At 41.2% G+C, this 20,809-nt stretch carries 11 protein-coding genes, 2 tRNA genes and 3 rRNA genes; all 16 read right to left on the bottom strand.

Translation table 11 applies throughout. The features are described 5' to 3' along the window. Positions 1-20 precede the first annotated feature (20 nt). The 16 genes from gatB to ABJL82_RS00400 all read right to left on the bottom strand — a co-directional run bounded on the left by gatB (position 21) and on the right by ABJL82_RS00400 (position 20,658). Positions 21-1,463: an Asp-tRNA(Asn)/Glu-tRNA(Gln) amidotransferase subunit GatB gene (gene gatB / locus ABJL82_RS00475; RefSeq protein WP_347272718.1), complete on the bottom strand. Its 1,443-nt coding sequence runs from the start codon at positions 1,461-1,463 to the stop codon at positions 21-23. Positions 1,464-1,494: 31 nt separating this feature from the next. Further along, a complete protein-coding gene (gene gatA, locus ABJL82_RS00470; protein ID WP_347272717.1) occupies positions 1,495-2,955 on the bottom strand; it encodes an Asp-tRNA(Asn)/Glu-tRNA(Gln) amidotransferase subunit GatA in 1,461 nt (486 codons plus the stop codon). A gap of 25 nt (positions 2,956-2,980) precedes the next feature. Then, entirely contained in the window at positions 2,981-3,268 is a 288-nt protein-coding gene (gene gatC / locus ABJL82_RS00465) for an Asp-tRNA(Asn)/Glu-tRNA(Gln) amidotransferase subunit GatC (RefSeq protein WP_347272716.1), read from the bottom strand. Positions 3,269-3,298: 30 nt separating this feature from the next. Beyond that, positions 3,299-3,532, bottom strand: a complete 234-nt coding sequence (rpmB, locus tag ABJL82_RS00460) for a 50S ribosomal protein L28 (RefSeq protein WP_347272715.1) — start codon at positions 3,530-3,532, stop codon at positions 3,299-3,301. Positions 3,533-3,578: 46 nt separating this feature from the next. After that, the gene (locus tag ABJL82_RS00455) at positions 3,579-4,013 is read right to left on the bottom strand and encodes a Fur family transcriptional regulator (RefSeq protein ID WP_347272714.1); all 435 of its coding nucleotides are present in this window, start codon (positions 4,011-4,013) and stop codon (positions 3,579-3,581) included. 264 nt (positions 4,014-4,277) lie between these two features. Continuing rightward, positions 4,278-4,387, bottom strand: a 5S ribosomal RNA gene (gene rrf, locus ABJL82_RS00450). Positions 4,388-4,552: 165 nt separating this feature from the next. Then, positions 4,553-7,553, bottom strand: a 23S ribosomal RNA gene (locus ABJL82_RS00445). Positions 7,554-7,811: 258 nt separating this feature from the next. After that, a tRNA-Ala gene (locus ABJL82_RS00440) sits at positions 7,812-7,887 on the bottom strand. 26 nt (positions 7,888-7,913) lie between these two features. Beyond that, a tRNA-Ile gene (locus ABJL82_RS00435) sits at positions 7,914-7,991 on the bottom strand. A gap of 110 nt (positions 7,992-8,101) precedes the next feature. After that, a 16S ribosomal RNA gene (locus ABJL82_RS00430) occupies positions 8,102-9,690 on the bottom strand. Together the 16S, 23S and 5S rRNA genes with 2 tRNA genes alongside form the textbook arrangement of a ribosomal RNA operon. 745 nt (positions 9,691-10,435) lie before the next feature. Further along, positions 10,436-13,735, bottom strand: a complete 3,300-nt coding sequence (locus ABJL82_RS00425) for a PD-(D/E)XK nuclease family protein (protein ID WP_347272713.1) — start codon at positions 13,733-13,735, stop codon at positions 10,436-10,438. Further along, the gene (locus ABJL82_RS00420) at positions 13,722-15,836 is read right to left on the bottom strand and encodes a diguanylate cyclase (protein WP_347272712.1); all 2,115 of its coding nucleotides are present in this window, start codon (positions 15,834-15,836) and stop codon (positions 13,722-13,724) included. Before ABJL82_RS00420 ends, ABJL82_RS00425 begins: the two co-directional genes overlap by 14 nt. A 174-nt stretch (positions 15,837-16,010) precedes the next feature. After that, complete coding sequence (locus ABJL82_RS00415; RefSeq protein ID WP_347272711.1) at positions 16,011-16,655, bottom strand: Plug domain-containing protein; 645 nt, start codon at positions 16,653-16,655, stop codon at positions 16,011-16,013. Positions 16,656-16,969: 314 nt separating this feature from the next. Next, positions 16,970-18,301 (bottom strand): 2-hydroxyacyl-CoA dehydratase family protein, encoded by a 1,332-nt coding sequence (locus ABJL82_RS00410; protein WP_347272710.1) that lies wholly within the window; start codon positions 18,299-18,301, stop codon positions 16,970-16,972. Between the two features lie 22 nt (positions 18,302-18,323). Beyond that, positions 18,324-20,243, bottom strand: a complete 1,920-nt coding sequence (locus tag ABJL82_RS00405) for an acyl-CoA dehydratase activase (RefSeq protein WP_347272709.1) — start codon at positions 20,241-20,243, stop codon at positions 18,324-18,326. 25 nt (positions 20,244-20,268) lie between these two features. Then, positions 20,269-20,658 carry a hypothetical protein gene (locus ABJL82_RS00400; RefSeq protein WP_347272708.1) on the bottom strand — a complete coding sequence of 130 codons (390 nt, stop codon included), beginning with the start codon at positions 20,656-20,658 and terminating at the stop codon, positions 20,269-20,271. Positions 20,659-20,809: the final 151 nt, after the last annotated feature.

Here is a 20,809-nt window from a genome sequence, read left to right as displayed (position 1 = left end):
GAGGTTAATGACAGCGTCGTTTAGTCCAAAACTTTCAATTTATTCTTCAAGATTTCATTTACTATTTTCGGGTTTGCCATTCCCTTTGATTCTTTCATAACTTGTCCAATGATAAAGGCAATGGCATTCTTTTTACCCTTTTTATAGTCTTCTATAGCATTTGGATGAGAAACAATAACCTTATCTACTATTTCAATTATCTGCCACTCATCACTAATTTGCGACAGTTTTTTTTCTTCGATAATTGTTTTTGGTTCTTTTCCCGTGTCAATCATTTCAGAAAACACTTCTTTGGCAATTGTATTGCTTATTGTGCCATCATCAATCATTCCCACGAGAGATGCTAATTGCTCCGGTTTCATTTTCAGCGAAGCAATATCCAACCGCTTCTCTTTTACCTCCCTTAACAAATCATTTATTATCCAATTACATAATGCTTTAGGGAGATTTACAACTTTAACACATTCCTCGAAAAAATCCGAAAGCATTTTATCTTCAGTCAACAAATCAGCATCGTAATCGGATAATTGAAAAGACGCTACAAACCTCTGTTTTCTTTCAAGAGGAAGTTCTGGAATAGTATCTTTTATCGAACACATCCATTTTTCATCAATCACAAACGGTAATAAATCCGGCTCGGGAAAATAACGGTAATCCTGCGCTTCTTCTTTTGAACGCATCCTTACGCTTCTCCCGCGTATTTCGTCCCATAATCGCGTTTCCCGCTCTATCATTTCACCACGATTCAGCAATTCGCTCTGTCTTGATATTTCATATTCAATCGCCTTTAATACAGATTTCATTGAGTTTAGGTTTTTAATTTCCACCCTATTACCCAGTTTTTTTTTACCGGTTTTTCTCAATGAAATGCTTGCCTCAAACCTAAGTGATCCCTCCTGCATCTTACAATCAGATATGCCTGTATAAAAAATTATTTTTCTTAATGTCTGCATATAGCTTTCTACTTCAGCTATATTTCTCATGTCCGGGTATGAAACAATTTCCAACAAAGGGACTCCCGCCCTGTTAAAATCGATAAGGCTATAATCTGCACCTGCTTCTTCAGGGTGTATAAGCTTACCGGCTTCTTCTTCCAGATGAACATTATGTATCCTGATTTTCTGAATGGCATTGTTCACTTCAATAATGATAAATCCATCAACTCCTAAATTATAATAATTTTGTGAAACCTGATAGTTTTTGGGCAAGTCCGGATAATAATAACTCTTTCGGTCAAAATTCGTGTACCGGTTAATAGTACAATTTAGCGCAAGAGCAGCCTTTAATGCATACTCAAAGGCTTTTTTGTTCACTACTGGCAAAACACCAGGCATTCCTAAACAAATGGGACATATTTGTGTATTAGGCTCAGCGCCAAATTTTGTGTTACAACCACAAAATAATTTTGTGACTGTAGACAATTCAGCATGAGTCTCTAGTCCTATAACAACCTCGTAAGCCATTTTGAATATTTTTGCCTTTAATAAAGTAAAATTACAATTTGGGTTTTATCAAATGAAAGTCAGTATTTCTTTCAAAAGAATATGCAATTTGTAACATTTTAGCTTCTTCGAAGTAATTGGTGAGTATCTGCAAACCAATAGGCAAACCTTCTCTAGAAAATCCACAAGGTATCGAAATGCTTGGAATGCCGGACAAGTTTGCGGGAATGGTATAAATGTCGGAAAGATACATCTCTAAAGGATTGTCAATACGTTCTGCGATCTTAAATGCAGGAACAGGAGAGGTGGGGCAAACAATGCAATCAACTTTTTCAAAGACCGTGTCAAAATCTTTTTTTATTAAATTTCTCACTTTTGAAGCTTTTAAATAATAAGCCTCATAATAACCGGAACTTAATGCATAATTGCCGAGCATGACACGTCGTTTCACTTCATTGCCAAATCCTTCCGAACGGGACCGGCAATACATTTCATCAATGCCTTTTATATTGTTTGCACGAAAGCCATACCTTACACCGTCAAATCGCGATAAGTTAGAGCTTGCCTCCGCATTTGCCACAATATAATAAACGGCAACAGCATATTCAGTATGAGGCAAAGATACCTCTACTAGCTTAGCCCCAAGTCTTTCGTAAATTTTTAAAGAGTTATCTACTGCCGTACGAACGTCAGCATCCAAACCCTCTGCAAAATATTCAAGCGGAATGCCAATTTTAATGCCTTTTACACCACCACCAATTCCATTAAGATAATCAGGGACATTTATATCAGCACACGTAGTATCATTCTTATCTTTACCTGCAATTACCCTCAAAAGCAATGCCGCATCACTTACATCCTTCGTGATAGGGCCAATTTGATCAAGAGAAGAACTAAATGCAACTAAACCAAATCGAGATACTCTTCCGTAAGTTGGTTTTAATCCAACTACTCCACACAAAGCCGCAGGCTGTCTTATTGAACCACCAGTTTCAGAACCCAATGCCATAAATGCAAGATCCGCAGACACTGCCGCTGAGGAACCACCGCTGGATCCGCCTGGCACGAAATTTTGATTATAAGGATTGCGGGTAATTTTATAGCTGGAGTTTTCGGTTGAAGAACCCATTGCGAATTCATCCAAATTGGTTTTGCCAATTATAATGGAATCTTCATCTTTTAACCGTTTAACTACAAAGGCATCGTACGGTGGGATAAAAGTTTTGAGAATCTTTGAGGCACACGTAGTAGTTAAATCTTTTGTACAAATATTATCTTTAACGGCAATGGGGATACCCGCGAGCAAACCTACACTCTCATGGTTTGCGACCTTCTTGTCAATTTCCCTCGCCTTTTTAAATGCGTTTTCTTCATCTAATGTAAGAAATGACTGTATGTTTGAATCGATCTTAAAAATCCGTTCAAACAACATATTAACTATGTCCGTTGCCCGAATTTCTCCAGATAATATTTTCCGTTTTATTTGAAGTGCGGTAAAACTTAAAAGTTTCAAAGACGCTTCTCTTATAACAAATTACTTATTCCAGTACTTTTGGTACTTTAAAAAAAAAACCCTCAGTAGCAGGTGCCAAGGAGAGAGCTTTTTCCCGCCTGATTGATTCTTCCAACTTATCTTCTCTAAATATATTGGTAATATTGAACGGATGAATTAACGGCGCAATATTTTCGGTATCAAGCATGTTTAATTTTTCAATATACAACAGCACCTCTCGCAACTGACTTGCGAATATTTTTTTTTCTTCGTCACTAAGCTCAAATTTTGATAATGAAGCAACGTATTCAATGTCTTTACTACTAATACTCATAATTTTTCAACTTATCTTTAATTCATAAGGTCATAATGCTTTTATTACTTTTCCAGCACTAATGCACCTCGTACAAACTTTTATTCTTTTCACCGTTTTTTTATCAATCAGTGCTTTTACTTTTTGTATATTAGGCTTAAACTTTCGTTTTGTCTTCCCTGTAATTTTTTTCCCTACGCCACCTTTCCATTTTGCCAAACCTCTCGTTTCAATCTGATTGCCCGCTACTGTCTTTTTTTTGCATATCTCACAAACCCTAGACATATAAATACCCTTTCTACAAAAATTCCCTTAATGACATAATTTTTTGTCAGGTTTTTTTAAAACAATCTTCACACAATCCTTGAATTTGTAATCGATGTGATTTTGGAACGAATTTATTTTTTTTACATACCGCAATTTGTAAATTTTCAATTTTTTTTTCAAAAAATTCGATAATTCTACCGCAGTTATCGCATACTAAATGATCATGATGTTCCTGTCCATGAACATGTTCATAATGCGTGTGCCTTTCACCAGATATAACTTCTCTTAACAACCCACTTTCGACAAGCAGAGCAAGAGAACGATAAATCGTCGCTTTTGACACTTTAATACCATTCAGCCTCAAATCCACTAACAACTCATCTGCCTCAAAGTGTTTATGGCTTTCAAACACATGATTAAAAACAGACTTCCGTTCTGTTGTATACTTTAAACCTCGAGAATAAAGAAATTCCTTGAACTTCTCTTCCTCTGAATCCATGATGGACTACCTTTAATTTAAATTTCACCTATAAAACTTGAAAATACAACCTAAATCCTGAAAGAGAATTTTTTGTTACAATAATTAGCCTTAACTACCAATAGAATTATTATTTATACATTGTTCATTCAGACACTAATTAAAAATTGCTTAACACTTTCATTATTATAGATTTCATTATTTTCTGCTGATTTAAATTATAAAAAATTAAGCTACAAATAATAAAACCCATCCCGATGTATCGGGACGGGTTTTATTATTTATTCCCGGCAGTAACTTACTCTCCCAGCTTTCACCAGTACCATCAGCGTAAGAAGCTTAACTACCGTGTTCGGAATGGAAACGGGTGTTTCATTCTTACTATACCCACCGGAAATTTATAAATCAATCAACTTAAAATTTTACTCTTTTTCAAAACAATAACATTTAAAACGAAACTGCCAATGTTTGATATTTTTTCTGAAAACGTATCAAGAAAATTACTAATATACAATAATGAATAACTTAACGGTAACAAATTGAAACGCGATTTAAATAAAGAATTCAAGCTTTTCGACAAATTAGTACCAGTCAGCTAAATATATTACTATACTTACACCTCTGGCCTATCAACCTCGTAGTCTACAAGGTGTCTCTCTTCTAAAAGAAAATGATATCTAGTTTTGGAGTAGGTTTCATGCTTATATGCTTTCAGCATTTATCCTTTCCGTACATAGCTACCCAGCTATGCCGTTAGCACGACAACTGGTACACCAGTGGTACGTCCATCCCGGTCCTCTCGTACTAAGGACAGATCTCCTCAAATATCACACACCCACGACAGATAGGGACCGACCTGTCTCACGACGGTCTAAACCCAGCTCGCGTGCCGCTTTAATCTGTGAACTCCAGAACCCTTGGGACCTTCTCCAGCCCCAGGATGCGACGAGCCGACATCGAGGTGCCAAACCGCCCCGCCGCTATGGACGCTCGGGGGCGATAAGCCTGTTATCCCCGGAGTACCTTTTATCTGTTGAGCGATGGCGTTTCCACACACAACCACCGGATCACTAGGCCCTGCTTTCACACCTGCTCGACTTATATGTCTCGCAGTTAAGCTTCCTTCTACCCTTACACTCTACGTGCGATTGCCAACCGCACTGAGGAAGCCTTTGGACTCCTCCGTTACTCTTTTGGAGGAGACCGCCCCAGTCAAACTGCCCACCTACCACTGTCCCAAACCCGGATTCACGGCATTTGGTTAGAATTTTAGCATAACAAGGGTGGTATTTCAACGGCGACTCCATCCCGGCCAAAACCGAGACTTCAAAGTCTCCCACCTATCCTACGCAAATTGTACCAAAACCCAATAATAGGCTACAGTAAAGGTTCACGGGGTCTTTCCGTCTTGCCGCGGGTACGTGGCATCTTCACCACGACTACAATTTCGCCGAGTCCCTCGTTGAGACAGTACCCAAGTCGTTACGCGATTCATGCACGTCGGAAGTTAGCCGACAAGGAACTTCGCTACCTTAGGACTCTCATAGTTAGAGCCGCCATTCACCAGAGCTTCGGTTCTGAGCTTCGCATCTTTTCAGACACTAACCCATCCCCTTAACTTTCTGGCATCGAGCACGCGTCGGTCTCTATACGTTGATTTTAAATCTTAGCAGAGACCTGTGTTTTTAGTAAACAGTCGCCCGGGTCTTTTTACTGTGGCCTCAATTTTACTTGAGGCACTCCTTCTCCCGTAGTTACGGAGTAATTTTGCCGAGTTCCTTAACGAGGGTTCTCTCGAGCGCCTTAGGATTCTCTCCCTGCCTACCTGTGTCAGTTTTAGTACGGATACCACAATAACTCACAATCGAGGCTTTTCTTGAGAGATGCTCCGGTTACTTATAGGCTTACGCCAACGTACTCACCATCGATGTTTTAGCATTCCGGATTTTCCTGGAATAACATCTCCGGCTTGAACAAACCGTGTCTATTAGGCTTGCTAACCTTTGCACCTCTGTCCCCCCATGTTCAACGCTATTATGGTAGCACAGGAATATTAACCTGTTGTCCATCGTCTACGCCTTTCAGCCTCGACTTAGGCTCCGGCTAACCCTGGGCGGATTTACCTTCCCCAGGAAACCTTAGGCTTACGGCGAATAAGATTCTCACTTATATTATCGCTACTTATACCGGCATAATCACTTCTATATCGTCCAAGAGTCTTTACAGTCTCTCTTCAACCTAACATAGAACGCTCTCCTACCACTGCTCAAATTATAAATAATTCAAACAATCCGAAGCTTCGGTAATAAACTTAGTCCCGTAATATTTTCGGCGCAAGAATGCTCGGTTAGTAAGCTATTACGCACTTTTTAAATGATTGCTGCTTCTAAGCCAACATCCTAACTGTCTCTGCACTCTCACTTCCTTTATCACTTAGTCTATTTTAGGGACCTTAGCTGTCGGTCTGGGCTGTTTCCCTTTTGACAATGAAGCTTATCCCCCAATGTCTGTCTCCTATGACTTATATAATGGTATTCGGAGTTTGATTGGACTTGGTAGCCTGGTAGGCCCCAGAATCTATTCAGTATCTCTACCCCCATCATATTCACACCATAAGGCTAGCCCTAAAGCTATTTCGGAGAGAACCAGCTATCACCAAGTTTGATTAGACTTTTACTCCTCCCCTCAGTTCATCGCCTCGCTTTTCAACGCAAGTGCGTTCGGACCTCCACGAATTTTTACATTCGCTTCATCCTGACCAAGGGTAGATCACATGGTTTCGGGTCTATTATGTACTACATATAGTTCGCGCTTTCACACTCGCTTTCGCTATGGCTTCGTCCCATAAAGACTTAACCTGCAATACACAATAAGTCGCCGGTTCATTATGCAAAAGGCACGCGGTCACACATTATTCTAATTAAAGAATCATAGTGCTCCCACCGCTCGTAAGTACACGGTTTCAGGTTCTATTTCATTCCCCTAACAGGGGTTCTTTTCATCTTTCGCTCGCGCTACTTGTACGCTATCGGTCGCTGAGTAGTATTTAGCCTTAGAGAGTGGACTCCCTAAATTCACACCCGCTTCCACGAGACGGGTGTTACTCGGGTAGTTGCGCTAGAAGTGTAATTCTTTTTACTTACAGGACTATCACCTTCTATGGTTATTCTTTCCAGTATTATTCAGCTAAAAATTACATTTGTAACTTCACAGGCAGTCCTTGTACTGCCACCGCAACACCCACGACCCCAACTATGCAACGCACAAGGGCTTGACACATAGTTGGTTTAGGCTTTTTCCTTTTCGCTCGCCGCTACTAAGGAAATCGAATTCTCTTTCTTTTCCTGGAGTTACTAAGATGTTTCAATTCTCTCCGTTCGCCTCTACACCCTATATATTCAGATGCAGATACTATAGCATAAACCTATAGTAGGTTGCCCCATTCGGAAATCTCCGGATCAAAGCTTGTTTGGCAGCTCCCCGAAGCTTATCGCAGTCTTCCACGTCCTTCATCGCCTCTCAGCGCCAAGACATCCACCATGTACCCTTATTGGCTTGATATCTTAATAAATCGAGAATCAAATTGCTACCTGTTAAGTATTCACTTTTCAAAGAACAAACTATGACATGAAATTTAGTATTTTCAATCTTTAGCGATGACAAATACCGAGGTATATACTACGCTGTTATTTATCAAATAAAATACTCTAATCCATGATCACAACAAACTGCATATAATTACGTAAGCTTAAGATTCGCTATCAAAAACAGGCGGCCAGTTGCAACAAGACCAGAAAACCTTGCATAAAGAAATTAAACTGGTGGAGATGAGCGGGATCGAACCGCTAACCTCTGCCTTGCAAGGGCAGCGCTCTCCCAGTTGAGCTACATCCCCCCTCAGACTGGACGTATAAAAGAAAATGGTGGGCCTAAGTGGACTCGAACCACTGACCTTTCCCTTATCAGGGGAATGCTCTAAACCAACTGAGCTATAGGCCCAAACCATCGAGCAACATTTGGGCCACACTCTGTTTTCAAAGGCAATATAACTTACAAAAAAAAATAGAAGCCTTTTGCGCGCGAGACAAAACCGTTACAACAATCCTTAGAAAGGAGGTGATCCAGCCGCAGGTTCTCCTACGACTACCTTGTTACGACTTAGTCCTCCTCACAAAACACACCTTAGGCACTTCCCTCCCTTGCGGGTTAGGCAGGCGATTTTGGGTGCATCTTGCTTGGGTGGCTTGACGGGCGGTGTGTACAAGGCTCGGGAACATATTCACCGCGGCGTAGCTGATCCGCGATTACTAGCGATTCCAACTTCATGGAGGCGAGTTTCAGCCTCCAATCTGAACTGAGATCGGCTTTATAGGTTTCGCACCATCTCACGACTTAGCATCCCCTTGTACCGACCATTGTAGCACGTGTGCAGCCCGGGACATAAGGGCCATGATGACTTGACGTCATCCCCACCTTCCTCCGTCTTAACGACGGCAGTCTCTTTAAAGTGCTCAGCATTACCTGTTAGCAACTAAAGACAAGGGTTTCGCTCGTTAGGGGACTTAACCCAACGTCTCACGACACGAGCTGACGACAGCCATGCAACACCTGTGATAGCTTCGGACTGGATACCGATCGTCACCCTTTCAGGATTCTACTTCTACCATGTCAAGCCCCGGTAAGGTTCTTCGCGTTGCATCGAATTAAGCCACATGCTCCACCGCTTGTGCGAGCCCCCGTCAATTCTTTTGAGTTTTAGCCTTGCGGCCGTACTCCCCAGGCGGGGCACTTAATGCGTTAGCTCCGGCAGAGAGATAATCAAAACCCCTCTACTTAGTGCCCATCGTTTACGGCTAGGACTACCGGGGTATCTAATCCCGTTTGCTCCCCTAGCTTTCGCACACTCAGCGTCAGTTTCGGGCCAGAGAGTCGCTTTCGCCGCCGGCGTTCCTTCTGATATCTACGCATTTCACCGCTCCACCAGAAGTTCCACTCTCCCCTCCCGTACTCAAGCCCTGTAGTATCAGATGCCGTTCTCCCGTTAAGCGGAAGGCTTTCACAACTGACTTGCAAGGCCGCCTACGTGCTCTTTACGCCCAATAATTCCGAACAACGCTTGCCGCCTCTGTATTACCGCGGCTGCTGGCACAGAGTTAGCCGTGGCTTCCTTTGGAGCCTTAGTCAAGCAAGCGCGCTATTAACGCTCCTGCATTTCCTAACTCCCGACAGTGGTTTACAACCCGAAGGCCTTCTTCCCACACGCGGCGTCGCTTCGTCACCCTTTCGGGCATTGCGAAAGATTCTCGACTGCAGCCTCCCGTAGGAGTCTGGGCAGTGTCTCAGTCCCAGTGTGGCCGACCACCCTCTCAAGCCGGCTACCCGTCTTTGCCTTGGTAGGCCATTACCCCACCAACTAGCTGATAGGACATTAACCCCTCTTTAAGCACAAGGAACAGAATTCCTAGCATTTGACCATAAGCACTTTTGCACCTATAGTATTATTGGGTATTAGCAGCCCTTTCGGTAGTTCCGATTGCTCGAAACGCAGTTATTCCCATCTCAAAGGCAGGTTATCAATGCATTACTCACCCTTTCGCCACTAGGCTTGCGCCCCTTACGGAGCGCTTCCTCGTTCGACTTGCATGCCTAATCCACGCCGCCAGCGTTCGTTCTGAGCCAAGATCATACCCTTCATAAAACAATAAAAGGCTAACCAAAATAACTGGCTATTTAATTTTACATCTATTCAAAAAAAAGAAATTGTTATGGCTTTTGCACTCGCACGCAATTGACTTCTAAATTGTAAAAGAACAAAACTACCAAAACCACTCATTTCCTTAATATACTATTTAATTATCAAGATATCAAGCAAAAAGTAAAATATTTTTTGTTTTATATTTCCTGACATAACATTAGTATTCAACGAGCAGCGTTCACAAGAAAAATTGAACTTCGGAAATAATACCATCAAAAACTATTATTTCAATCTTTAAATTCGATAATATTTTGAAAATATTCTTATAACATGCAATACTACTTAGGCTTATACATTAATATTATTTAGAATATTCTTCGAATCTTTACACTATTGTGATTTTTTGCCGTCAGATGCTGCATAGAGCAAAACGACTGTAATATCTTGCCAAGATTGGACATAAGAAAGATTAATAATCTCAGAGGGTTGTAATGAAAGAAATAACTCAACAATAAGCGACAAATAGTTGAACTAAAATATTGGGTAGCGTCCCTGAAAGCAACGAAACCAGCCGTTTCAGGCATGTATTTGTGCTTAGTAGGCCACAAAAAGAATACGGCGAAACCCGCAGCGTTTCCAAATCTCCATTAAAAGAAATATTTCAGGCTTTAAAAAAGACTCGCATAATATTTGATATCAAGCCAAATGCCCCCGAATCAGGCGTTTTGAAATTTTTGCCGCTTCAAATTTATCTGGTTTTTGTAATTTTATTCGTAATATTATTTCTGTAGTTCAGCAACCTTTCATCGTTTTCCTGCCTGAAGCGGGAGGGTTGGTGTCCTTTTCTGCATAGGGTAGAGAATTTACACCACTGACAGTTTTTTTCTTTTCCCGTGGCGGGGAACAATCCCTGGCGAATGATAGTCATGAATTCATGGACGGTTGTCCAGAAGAGTTCTTTATGCTGTGTCCAGTCATTGTTATTTATGGTATTTTTTTGCGGGCATCTTTCTCCATTTTCATCATTCATGCCGCGTGCAATATAAACGAATGATGCCTCGTCGAATATTATTTCAGAGGGAAGGGAGACCTCCTTTCTATAGGTATTTACCATGAACTGTTCTGCCATTGATATGTAAAATGGCAGTTGCAGTTTTTGCCCGCACACGGCGGCTTTTAACAAATTTTCAGTGCCCGCCTTTCCGGTTTTGTAATCCACCAGACGGAAATATATTTCCTGTCCGCTTTTCTTTACATCTATTCTGTCAATCTTTCCGTTAAAAGAAATTGCCGGATGTCCCTCAAATTTATCGTTTGGCAATGCTATTCGCAGCCTTTCTTCCAAAAAAGCGGGACTATAGCCCGTGTGTTCAATTTGTTTAAGATCCCATGTCAGGAAATGTATTAAAGCGGCGACTATTTCATCCTTTTTGAGTTCCCATAGGAGCGGATAGGGAATTGGCATTTGTTTTTCCATTTTCACGAATGATTCATTTGCAATTTTATGCAGGTATTCAACAGAGTTTATATTGGCGGCTTTCCCCCTGAAATGTCCCTTTTCTTTTAAATGGCAATATAATGTATCTAATATGCCATGATAGATATTGCCCAGTTTGGGCAAGGATATGGTTTCACTCTTTTCCGGCTCTTCCAACGGTTCCAGTTGCAGTATTTCTCTCATAAAAAATTGGAATGGGCATGCGCCAAACGTTTCAAGCATCGTAGGGTTAAAACCTTTTTGTACACGATTTTTGTACCAATGTTCCCCATCGGAAACAATACCATCATATGCTGAGAGATACGGACTAAAACCTTCTATCGCCTGCAGCGCTGATTTGGAACGTGTATAGGCTGCCAGGTTACCACCGATTGCATTAATGCAATGTGAGGGGTCTATATGCTCCAGCGCCATACGAATCACGGCCTCATTGGGTGTAAGCAGTGATACATCTTCTTTGCATAATTTGTTTTTTATGCCGCGGGGAACGTTCATTTTTACAGGAGACTTGTTTTCTTTATCCTCATTGCGGGAATGTATTCCTTTTATATTTTGAAGGATGTCCATTATGTAGTGGGAAGGGGTTTTGGGTTTTCCCGCCTCATCTGAACGTTCATAAAGAAGATAAAGCCTTTCCTGCGCGGCATTGAGCAGGAAATAAAATAACAAACGTTCCTCCTCAAAACCCCTTAGTTTTTCAGGAATATGATTCCCAAGCGCTTCAGATAGTATTCTTCGGGTATGGTCCGGCAAAAAGGGTTCTTCAAAAATAGCGCGTGGAAACTCCTTTTCGTTCAATCCGACAAGAAACAGTATCCGGAATGGTATACCACGGGCAGACATGGCGTTCATAACCCTGACGCCTTTATTATTAGCTGTCCCGACGAGGATCTCTTCCTGTTTGCAGGCGTTAATGAAGGTATCTGCAAATTGATCGTATGTAATTTCTTTATCGATACGATCGAGAATGGGCAATGTGTCTAACAGGGAAAATATTCTTTCTTTAATAAAAAGGTCCCTTTTTACAATTTCCTGATCTGTGCCTTCAGAAGGAATGTGTATATATTTATCAAGAAAGAGGTTTGTTTTTTTACACATTAGAGACCAGGTCGCCTTTTCCTGCAGGGAAAACAAATCATTTGACAACAACTGCACTATATTTTTCAGCGACTCAATTTGGTCGCAGGGAATATTGATATTGCGAGGCAAAATATCTTCCTCCGCTGGCTCTGCCATTGCGTTCTTTAACTGTTCAAGTTTTGACAACCAGCAGCGTATACCGCTATGGATACCAATTGTCCTGCTGATAATATCCCAGAGATTCTGCCGTGTATGGACGTCTTTTAATTCAGGAACAGGGATATTGAAATAGGGTGATTCCAGAATATCGATAACCATAGGACGATAAAAATTTTCGCGATTCAGCAGGAGCAATTGTTTTATAATGGTAAACAAAGGGTATTTTTCTATCGGTTCCTTGTCAAGTGTGGTAAACGGGATTGCGTTTTCCCGAAAAACCTCCTGGATAATGTTTAAATATGGCCCAAGCTCTCTTGCGACAATGCCCATATCGCCGATTACGTAACCTTTATTGGCAAGCTTGAGTATTTCCTTTGCAATCACCCATATTTCATCATGTTTGCCGGATACATTGATGATGCTAAGGTTATCCAATGAAGGGACGTCATGCATGGATTCTCCCTGCAGAAAGGTTTTTTTTCCCGATTCTGCGTCCATTAAATAAGAAAAACCCTGTAGATCATCCGGAGGCAGCTCCTCAATGTCCCGTGCAATCCCCAACAAAAAGGATTCGTAGAAATGTTTAACGTAGGTAAAAGCGGCATGATTTTTCTTGTAGGGCAAAAACAATATTGTCGGATAATATCTGAATATTTCAGAGAAAAAATCCTGTTCCACCCCGGTTAAATCATAGAAACCATATGCCAGTATATATTTGAATTTTCCGAGATATTCAGAATCAGCAGCGTATTTTGCCGCCGAACGATAGAGGTTTGAATCGTGGGATATGCCGGATGAATTCAGCGTGTTTTGGAAAAGAGTAAATAACAGGGGTATATCAGATAGTTTTTGAATATCAGCGCCGCCGGTAAGTTGTTCATTAATAACTGCCCTTAAATCCTCTGCATTAACATTGGCATCTGTGAGGTCTTGCAAAGAATGAAACATTGAGCGGGCAATGGATGTGGGCGATATTATATTTTTTAAGGAAGGTGTATGATACCTCTCCTGTTCGATAAGTTTGGTGATAATCCTTTCGTAAATAAAAGGTTCTTGCCGGATATGCCCGATATCATTTTTTGAATTCCTGCATATTTCTTTTGCCAGGAGATAGAAGTTGAGAAAAAATACGTTAAGAAACGACACGTCATGTTTCTTTACCAAACGTTCCTGAAGCCTTTCAAGCATATAGTTTGTGGGAGCAATAACGGCAATGGAAGATAAGGGATCTTCGCTTTTTATGGTATGCAAAGTTTCTACAAACGAGTTCTCAAGCGATGAGTGGTAGTGTCCGAATTTAATCGATAACATACGATACCTCAACCCGATCTCTGCCTTTTTCTTTTGCCCTGTACAATGCCTTATCAGCGGATCGCAACAAAGCACTGCATTCAGTTCCATGCGACGGAAAAGAGGAAACCCCGATGCTTATCGTCATCGCAACAGGATGTTCTGATGTAGTTGTATCAATTTGTAGAGACTTTATCTGCCGGCGGAACATCTCTGCTTTTTCAACGGCATTCGTTATATTTGTTGCGGGCATTATGATGACAAATTCTTCTCCTCCGTACCTTGCCAGAATATCTGACGACCTCAGGCATTTTTTTATCGCTTTTGCCGCCTGCTGCAACGCCTTATCTCCGGTTATATGGCCATGAGTATCATTCAGTTTTTTAAAGTGGTCAAGGTCTGCAATGAGGAGACACAGGGGTTCATTGCTCCTCTTTGCCAACGCAAGTTGTTTTTCAAACATATCTTCAAAAAATCTCCTGTTGTATACGCCGGTTAGCGCGTCTGTTATTGCGGCATGTTTGGTGAACTCCATAAGCCTGACCCTGTAAAGCGCAGATGACGCCAGTCCTGCATAAACCAATAGAAGTTTTCGTATATCCCTATCATCCCAAAATCCCTTTTCTTTCTTTATCATCAGCGCCATGCCTATCGCCGTTTCCCCCATAGTAAGGGGAACGCAAACGCATCCTCCTTCTTTATATTTGCTACTGAGACAATCGCAGGCCGGTTCCGTGCTCATATCATTCACTATAAGTTCATTTCCGGTGCGCAACACACTGCAGCCGGAAGGATTCAGGAGTATATCCATCTTAATGAGTTCTTCTTTCGGCATTGGCGGATCTATGATGGGAATATCGAGTATATTTCTTTCAGCATCAAGCGTTATTATTGCAAGGATATCAGGGCAAAAATACTCCTTCAATGCCATTCCCAAATTATTAAGCAGCGATTCTTCATGCACTTCGTCATTCATAAGGCTTGAAAAATACATGAGGTGCTTCATCTCTTTTATAGTACTGTTCCTTTGTTCTATGGTATTCCGGAGTTCTTCCTCCATGTTTTTGCGCATGGTTATGTCTAATGCCACAAGCACGAATCCCTGATTTTCGCCGTTTTCTCCCTGAATAATTGCAGAGGAAAAAAGGACTGGAATCTGCTGCCCTGTTTTTGAGAGGTAGGTTGTTTCTGTGTGCCGGATAGCGCCCTGTTCAATCAAAGTGTTAAGCAACGTCCTGCCGGCATGGTGTTCATCCTTCAATATCATTGAAATTGACCTGCCAATAAATTCTTCTTTGTTGTATCCAAGGAGTTCGCATGTAATCTGATTAACCGTCTTAATAACGCCATCCGGCATAGTCACAATAAGGGATTCGGCCATATTTTTTATTATATTGTCCACATAATTCTTGGAAACTACTGTCCGTTGCAAATGTTCCGTCATATTGTTGAAGGAAATAGCAAGGTCTCCAATCTCATCTTTTGATGTGATTTCCGCCTGTGTCGTAAAATCACCGTGCGCAATCCTGTTTGCCGCATGGCGTAATAATAAAATCGGTCTTGTAATTGTTTTCTGAAGGTTTGATATAAGCAAAAAAGCAAGAACGAGCGAAGCGGCTATAATAGCACCGGTAATGCCTGCATACCACGCCAAAGGAATATACAATTTATTTAAATCGGTTGCGATATATATCGTCCCGATAAATTCATCATCCAGAACGATATTTTGCAAAATACACAAATGGTTTCGTTCAATATGATATCCCTCTTTCAACGGGACGTACGGCTGGTAGCACCCTTTTCCACTATTATTGCTGGACGGCGCTTCTGCGAACAATGCGCCATCATTGGTATGCACCGCGGCATAAACAATATTGCGGTCTGCCTTTAATGCATTGAGCATTTCACTGGCTACTGCCTGGTCATTAAAAGACAGCGCCGCAGTGCAATTCTGTCCAATCATTTTTGCATGGAGGGTAAGTTCTTCTATCAATGAATAACGCAATGAAAAATAATAATTTGCAAACAAAGAAAAAACCACCAGCAGCAAAACGATGCCTGTGGTTGACATATTTATAATGGTAAGCCGTCGTTTTATTGAAAGATTGCGTATAAAAGCCACAGTATTGTCCCAAAGGTACGAAGCCTGAATATTTTTAATGCTTCAGATTTATACGTGTAATTTTAATGAAACGTCATACTACTCCAATGTAACATATATTTTCTTTTTTTATAGGAGGCAAATCACATTTGCCTGCTTTTTTATTTCGTCCCAAAATACCACTATGGTTAAATTTCAACATAATAGGGGAGGAAATTTTTTCGCCACTACTACTCTGCGCAAATTCTCCGTAGTATACAGGCGGCTTCTGCCGTTGCTATCATAATAAGAGAAGGCGTTGCTTCCGTACAGGGAAGAACCAGGTCCCCGGATCACCTCAACACGGTCAATGAGGTCAACATCCAGAACGAATTCCGTCCCGATGGATGCCGTATCGTAAACCGCATCATTAAGGCGAAGCCCGTCCACCATGCTAAGGTATCGCGAGTTGTAATCGCCCGAACGCAAAAATCCCATAGAGACAAGATAAGAATAATTTCGGTCATACGTCACATAAAGCCCCCTTATACTTCTCAAAATATCGGCAAGGGTGCGGTATCCGTATTTCTTTATATCATCGACGGTGACAATGCTAACGGATGAGGGGGCTTCAGTCACCTTCTGTTTGTATTTGGATGCGGCATAAACAGTAGCAATCTCTATTTCCATAAGGTCTTCGATGTTCATGCTTAGCAAATTGAAGGATGTGGTATCGGCTGGGTTTTGGATGTCTGTATCCGTGTGAAGCAGAGAAGAATCGTTTTCAGCTTCTGCGCTGTGTGTGTAATGTGTGTAATATGATATTAACAGAAAGATAACAACTAATACGAAGGCTCTCATTGTGTTATTTTCTTAATTGGCAACACCTTCGCTTTTTGAAAAATACTGACAACGATGGCGTTAGTTGTGTAGGATGGGGCAAGCGAAGCAGACCCATCGATAAAAAAATTTCAAGAAACTAAAGTGTTATGAATCTTTTAATCTGCGAAATCTGTGTAATCTGTGGTTCCCCTTTCGTATTTCGTTCTTATTTGATTCTGGCTTGTACAGGTTGAGTTTAGAGCTAAAAATCAGCGGTAAACTATTACCATATGAAAAAGGCAGGGTAAAAAACAATGAGCATCTTTGCTTTTACGATGGAACGGTTAGGTTTTTTAAGAAACAACACACGTTTCACGTTGAGCGGCAGATGCTCTTTTTCCGCGTATCATTTCCAGGAAGCCTTCAATTCTTGTAGAAAACTGTCCGGGCATGTAGTTTTTATCGTCTACGCAATCACCATCAAGACTGAGGAAGGGATAGCCTATTTTGTTGAGTTCTTTTTTAATAGTGGGTACAGCGGCATTATTTCTTCTGCATCCCCATGAAGAAAACACAACGACGCCGTCAACATCGTACTCACGGGCAAGCATTTTTGCTACTTCTATGCGCCGTTCCAGCGGACCGTTATAGGTGTTCATAATGTGTTTTCTGGCAAGGCTTTCGTATGGTTTTTGCGCATCAAGCTTATCCCAGTAAACATAGTTTGTTTCTTCAAAGACAATTTTAACGTTCTCTTTTTCTTCAAGATTTTGCAGGAAATCCACATTGAAATAGGGTTTTAATTCCAGCCAGAGGATTTTGATTTGATTTGTTGGCAAGGTTTTAGGGGAATTTACCTTGTTTTCTGCAATCTTTTCGCGCAATTCATCCGCCAAACTGGAATAAAATTCAAGGGCTAATCCGGAACCGATAAGCAGATATGTGGGAAACATAAATCCTAAGGCATTGCTGCCTTTCAGAGGGCAAAGGGGGTCTTTTCTTAATTCGTTGATTTCAAGAATCTTTTCCCGTGTTTTGTTTGAGTATTCAAAGGCTTGTTCCAATGCTTCATGCCTCATCTTTCTACCTGTTGCTTTTTCCAGATATTTGACTAGATCTTCCAGTTGCTTGGCAAGGTATTGAACGGAATATTCATCTTCTTCGTAAGGGATGTCTATTAGGACAGTGTCCTTTCCCGTCAGACATTCGCACAGTTTTGCCGTTTTGGTATTGTTGTCACATAGTGTTGTCGTGGCGACCTGTAGAATATTCTTCGGGAAAACGTTTCTATATGCATGGCCGATTGCAGCACGGTGAAAGGTGCAGATATCAGTGGAAACACCTCTTGATTCAGCTTCTATAAGCCCGCGGGAGCTTTGGCCTATTCCGGCAAAAAGGGCAGCTCCGATCTCAAGGCAAAAGGGATAAAGCCCCATGGCAAACAATATTTCAGAGGGGACAAACATAGTTGTCCATATAGTCCGGTCAGGATGCGCATACACGTTAAAAAGATGTTTTACCCCAACGTGTATCTGGACTTGCAACGAACGGAATCCATCGCTTTTCTTATTGCGGAAGAAAAAGAGATATATCTTATAAAGCCGCAATCCTTCTCTGACAAGCAACTGTGAGTGCCGCTGCATGAGCGAGGTTGCCCATTCCTTTAGTTTTAAAATTAATGACATATGAAAAATTTTAACGTATTTCTTATTTTGGGGCAACCATTAATTGTTCAAGGAAGGCTTCAACGCGTGTTTTGATTTGTCCTTCGCTGCTTAACGAGTAGTCGCAATTCAAATGGAGAAGCGGAATATTTTTTTCATGGAAAGTCTTTTTTATCATGGGGTAATCCAGAAGATTATGGTCGCAGAACTTTAATGTGTGGTAAATTGAGGCATGGATTGATTTTTCCTGCATAATCGTTAATGCCTTATTAATCCGGTCAAAGATATTTTCCATACGGGAACAGGGGTTTCTTTTGATATACCGTTTTGCAATGGACAAAATAGGCTCTTCGTTTATACTCACCACGGCGTCAAAATACCGGCTGCCGTTACATAGGTCTTCCGCCACAACCTTTGCGCCAGCATCCTCTATAATCTTCATTATTTTTTCATTCTCCATAATGCTGCCCCAGATGAATAACCGCGGTATTTCGCGTGTGTCGCGTATGCCATCCCCCTGCTTAATAATATGCGTTAAATAGGTGTTAAACTTCTCTGGAACTGCATTTACTCCTTTTTTCAGCAGGGAAAACATCTCGTATCCCGAATGGGCAATATATCCGTTCCAGTATTTTTGCAAACATTGCCCTACTTTTTCCCGTACCGAGTTATAGACTGCAATACTCCGGTTGATGTCGTCAGGCAGGATTTTCATGGTGAAGTATGATTCGAGCCTCTCTTTAAATTTTTTGAGAAGGTTGGCGTAATAGTAAACCGCAGCGTCGTCAATATTTTTAGGAATATCCAACATATAGTTAAATCGCCCTTTCCCTTCGTCCATTTTTATCCAGGCATCGTAAAGGCGCCGCATCCCGTCACAGGAATTGACAAATACCATTCCCTGAAAATCCTCAAGACTGCCTTCAATCTTTCTATCGGTAACAGCCTTTATATAAGGGCAGATGTTTCCGCAGAGCACCTCATCAGCAGCGCATGAATCATGTTCTGTCCCTTTAATCCTGACAGGATGAAACCCTGCGGCATGAATAATTTCTACCGGGGTATAAGAGCAAAAATATCCGATCTTGGGCAAATTGCTTTCTTCAATGGAAAAATCCGCGATAGAAGTTTCAAGTAAACTTTTGCTGTTGTCTGACCCTGACAGTGACATAGAGACGTTGCTTTGCGCCTGCGCTTTTTCCAGCGCTATTAACGCCGCCCCAAGCGCACCGTTAATTTGCGGCTCTTCTGAGATTTCAATTTTGCAGCCAAGGTTTTTTTCCAGCTCTGTTACTACGCCAATATTTTTTGCAACGCCGCCTGTCATGGCAACCTTTTGTTCCAACCCTACCCGTTTTACTTGTGCGGTAATACGTTTTGCGATTGAAATATGCAATCCACGACATATATCCGCCGTTTTGTGGTCGGCGCCAATAAGCGATACAACCTCCGATTCTGCAAAAACGGTACAAAGGCTGCTCACGGAAACGTTATCTTTTCCGTGCAGGGAAATCTCTCCCATTTCTTCCAGCTCAATTTCCAGCGTTCTTGCCATAACTTCCAGAAAGCGGCCGGTACCGGCGGCGCACTTGTCGTTCATAACAAAATCAAGCACATTGCCGTTTCCATCGATTTTGATAACCTTACTGTCCTGTCCACCAATATCAATAATTGTCCTGGCGCCAGGAAAGTAATAATTCGCACCTTTTGCATGGCAAGTGATTTCCGTTATTACTTCATTGGCAAAAGGAACTTTTACGCGCCCATAGCCTGTGGCTACAATATAATTAATATCTTTTTCTGTAAGATTATGCTCTGTAAATATTTGTTGAAGGGTTTTTTCCGCGGCTTTTTTACTGCTTGCACCGGTTGCGATGATAGTTGCAGAAAGTATCTCCTTCTTATCATTTAAAAGAATTCCATTGGTTGACATAGAACCAATGTCTATTCCGATAGTATACATAACTGTAAAATCTCCTATTTTAAGATTATTCCTGCTCTGGTTTCGGCGGTATGGTGCTGACCCAAATATTTACAACAAAAAGGCCGATGGCAATGACTTCGATGCCAGCAAAAATTTCTACCAGGGGATGAATCGGACGAAAACAGACCATACCTACAAGCCCGATATTTGCAAGATAGAATTGAAGTGTGCCTATTTTAGGATAGGCAAGAGGCCTACCGGTAAACCTTGGCAGGATATGATATCCAACACCAAAGATCATCATGGACATCCATCCCAAAAGGTTTAAATGTACATGGGTAAACAATAACTGCGCGGGATAGCTTTTCATGGATATCATAACGGCGCCAATTATTGCCGCTATTAAAAAATAAACCAAGCTTGCCCGAAGAAAGTTTTTCGAAAGAGGACTCATTTACCGAAAGCTCCTTTTTAGAAAGTTGTTGATTTAAAAGAACTTATATCAAATTTATAAAGAACCCAACAAAAAAGTAAGAATATATAAAAAATATGGATTGTCAAACAAAATATTATTGTTACATAGTAATGCTTAAGATTACAGACGG

This window comes from Candidatus Kuenenia sp. (assembly GCF_039794105.1).
Taxonomy (GTDB): Bacteria; Planctomycetota; Brocadiia; order Brocadiales; family Brocadiaceae; genus Kuenenia.
This window is presented reverse-complemented; position numbering and strand designations above follow the sequence as displayed.

What these genes read in the sequence shown, in the direction of transcription:
- gatB (WP_347272718.1), bottom strand. Translation starts at nt 1,463, where the DNA reads ATGGCTTACGAGGTTGTTATAGGACTAGAGACTCATGCTGAATTGTCT.
- gatC (WP_347272716.1), bottom strand. Translation starts at nt 3,268, where the DNA reads ATGAGTATTAGTAGTAAAGACATTGAATACGTTGCTTCATTATCAAAA.
- rpmB (WP_347272715.1), bottom strand. Translation starts at nt 3,532, where the DNA reads ATGTCTAGGGTTTGTGAGATATGCAAAAAAAAGACAGTAGCGGGCAAT.
- ABJL82_RS00455 (WP_347272714.1), bottom strand. Translation starts at nt 4,013, where the DNA reads ATGGATTCAGAGGAAGAGAAGTTCAAGGAATTTCTTTATTCTCGAGGT.
- ABJL82_RS00425 (WP_347272713.1), bottom strand. Translation starts at nt 13,735, where the DNA reads ATGTTATCGATTAAATTCGGACACTACCACTCATCGCTTGAGAACTCG.
- ABJL82_RS00415 (WP_347272711.1), bottom strand. Translation starts at nt 16,655, where the DNA reads ATGAGAGCCTTCGTATTAGTTGTTATCTTTCTGTTAATATCATATTAC.
- ABJL82_RS00410 (WP_347272710.1), bottom strand. Translation starts at nt 18,301, where the DNA reads ATGTCATTAATTTTAAAACTAAAGGAATGGGCAACCTCGCTCATGCAG.
- ABJL82_RS00405 (WP_347272709.1), bottom strand. Translation starts at nt 20,243, where the DNA reads ATGTATACTATCGGAATAGACATTGGTTCTATGTCAACCAATGGAATT.
- ABJL82_RS00400 (WP_347272708.1), bottom strand. Translation starts at nt 20,658, where the DNA reads ATGAGTCCTCTTTCGAAAAACTTTCTTCGGGCAAGCTTGGTTTATTTT.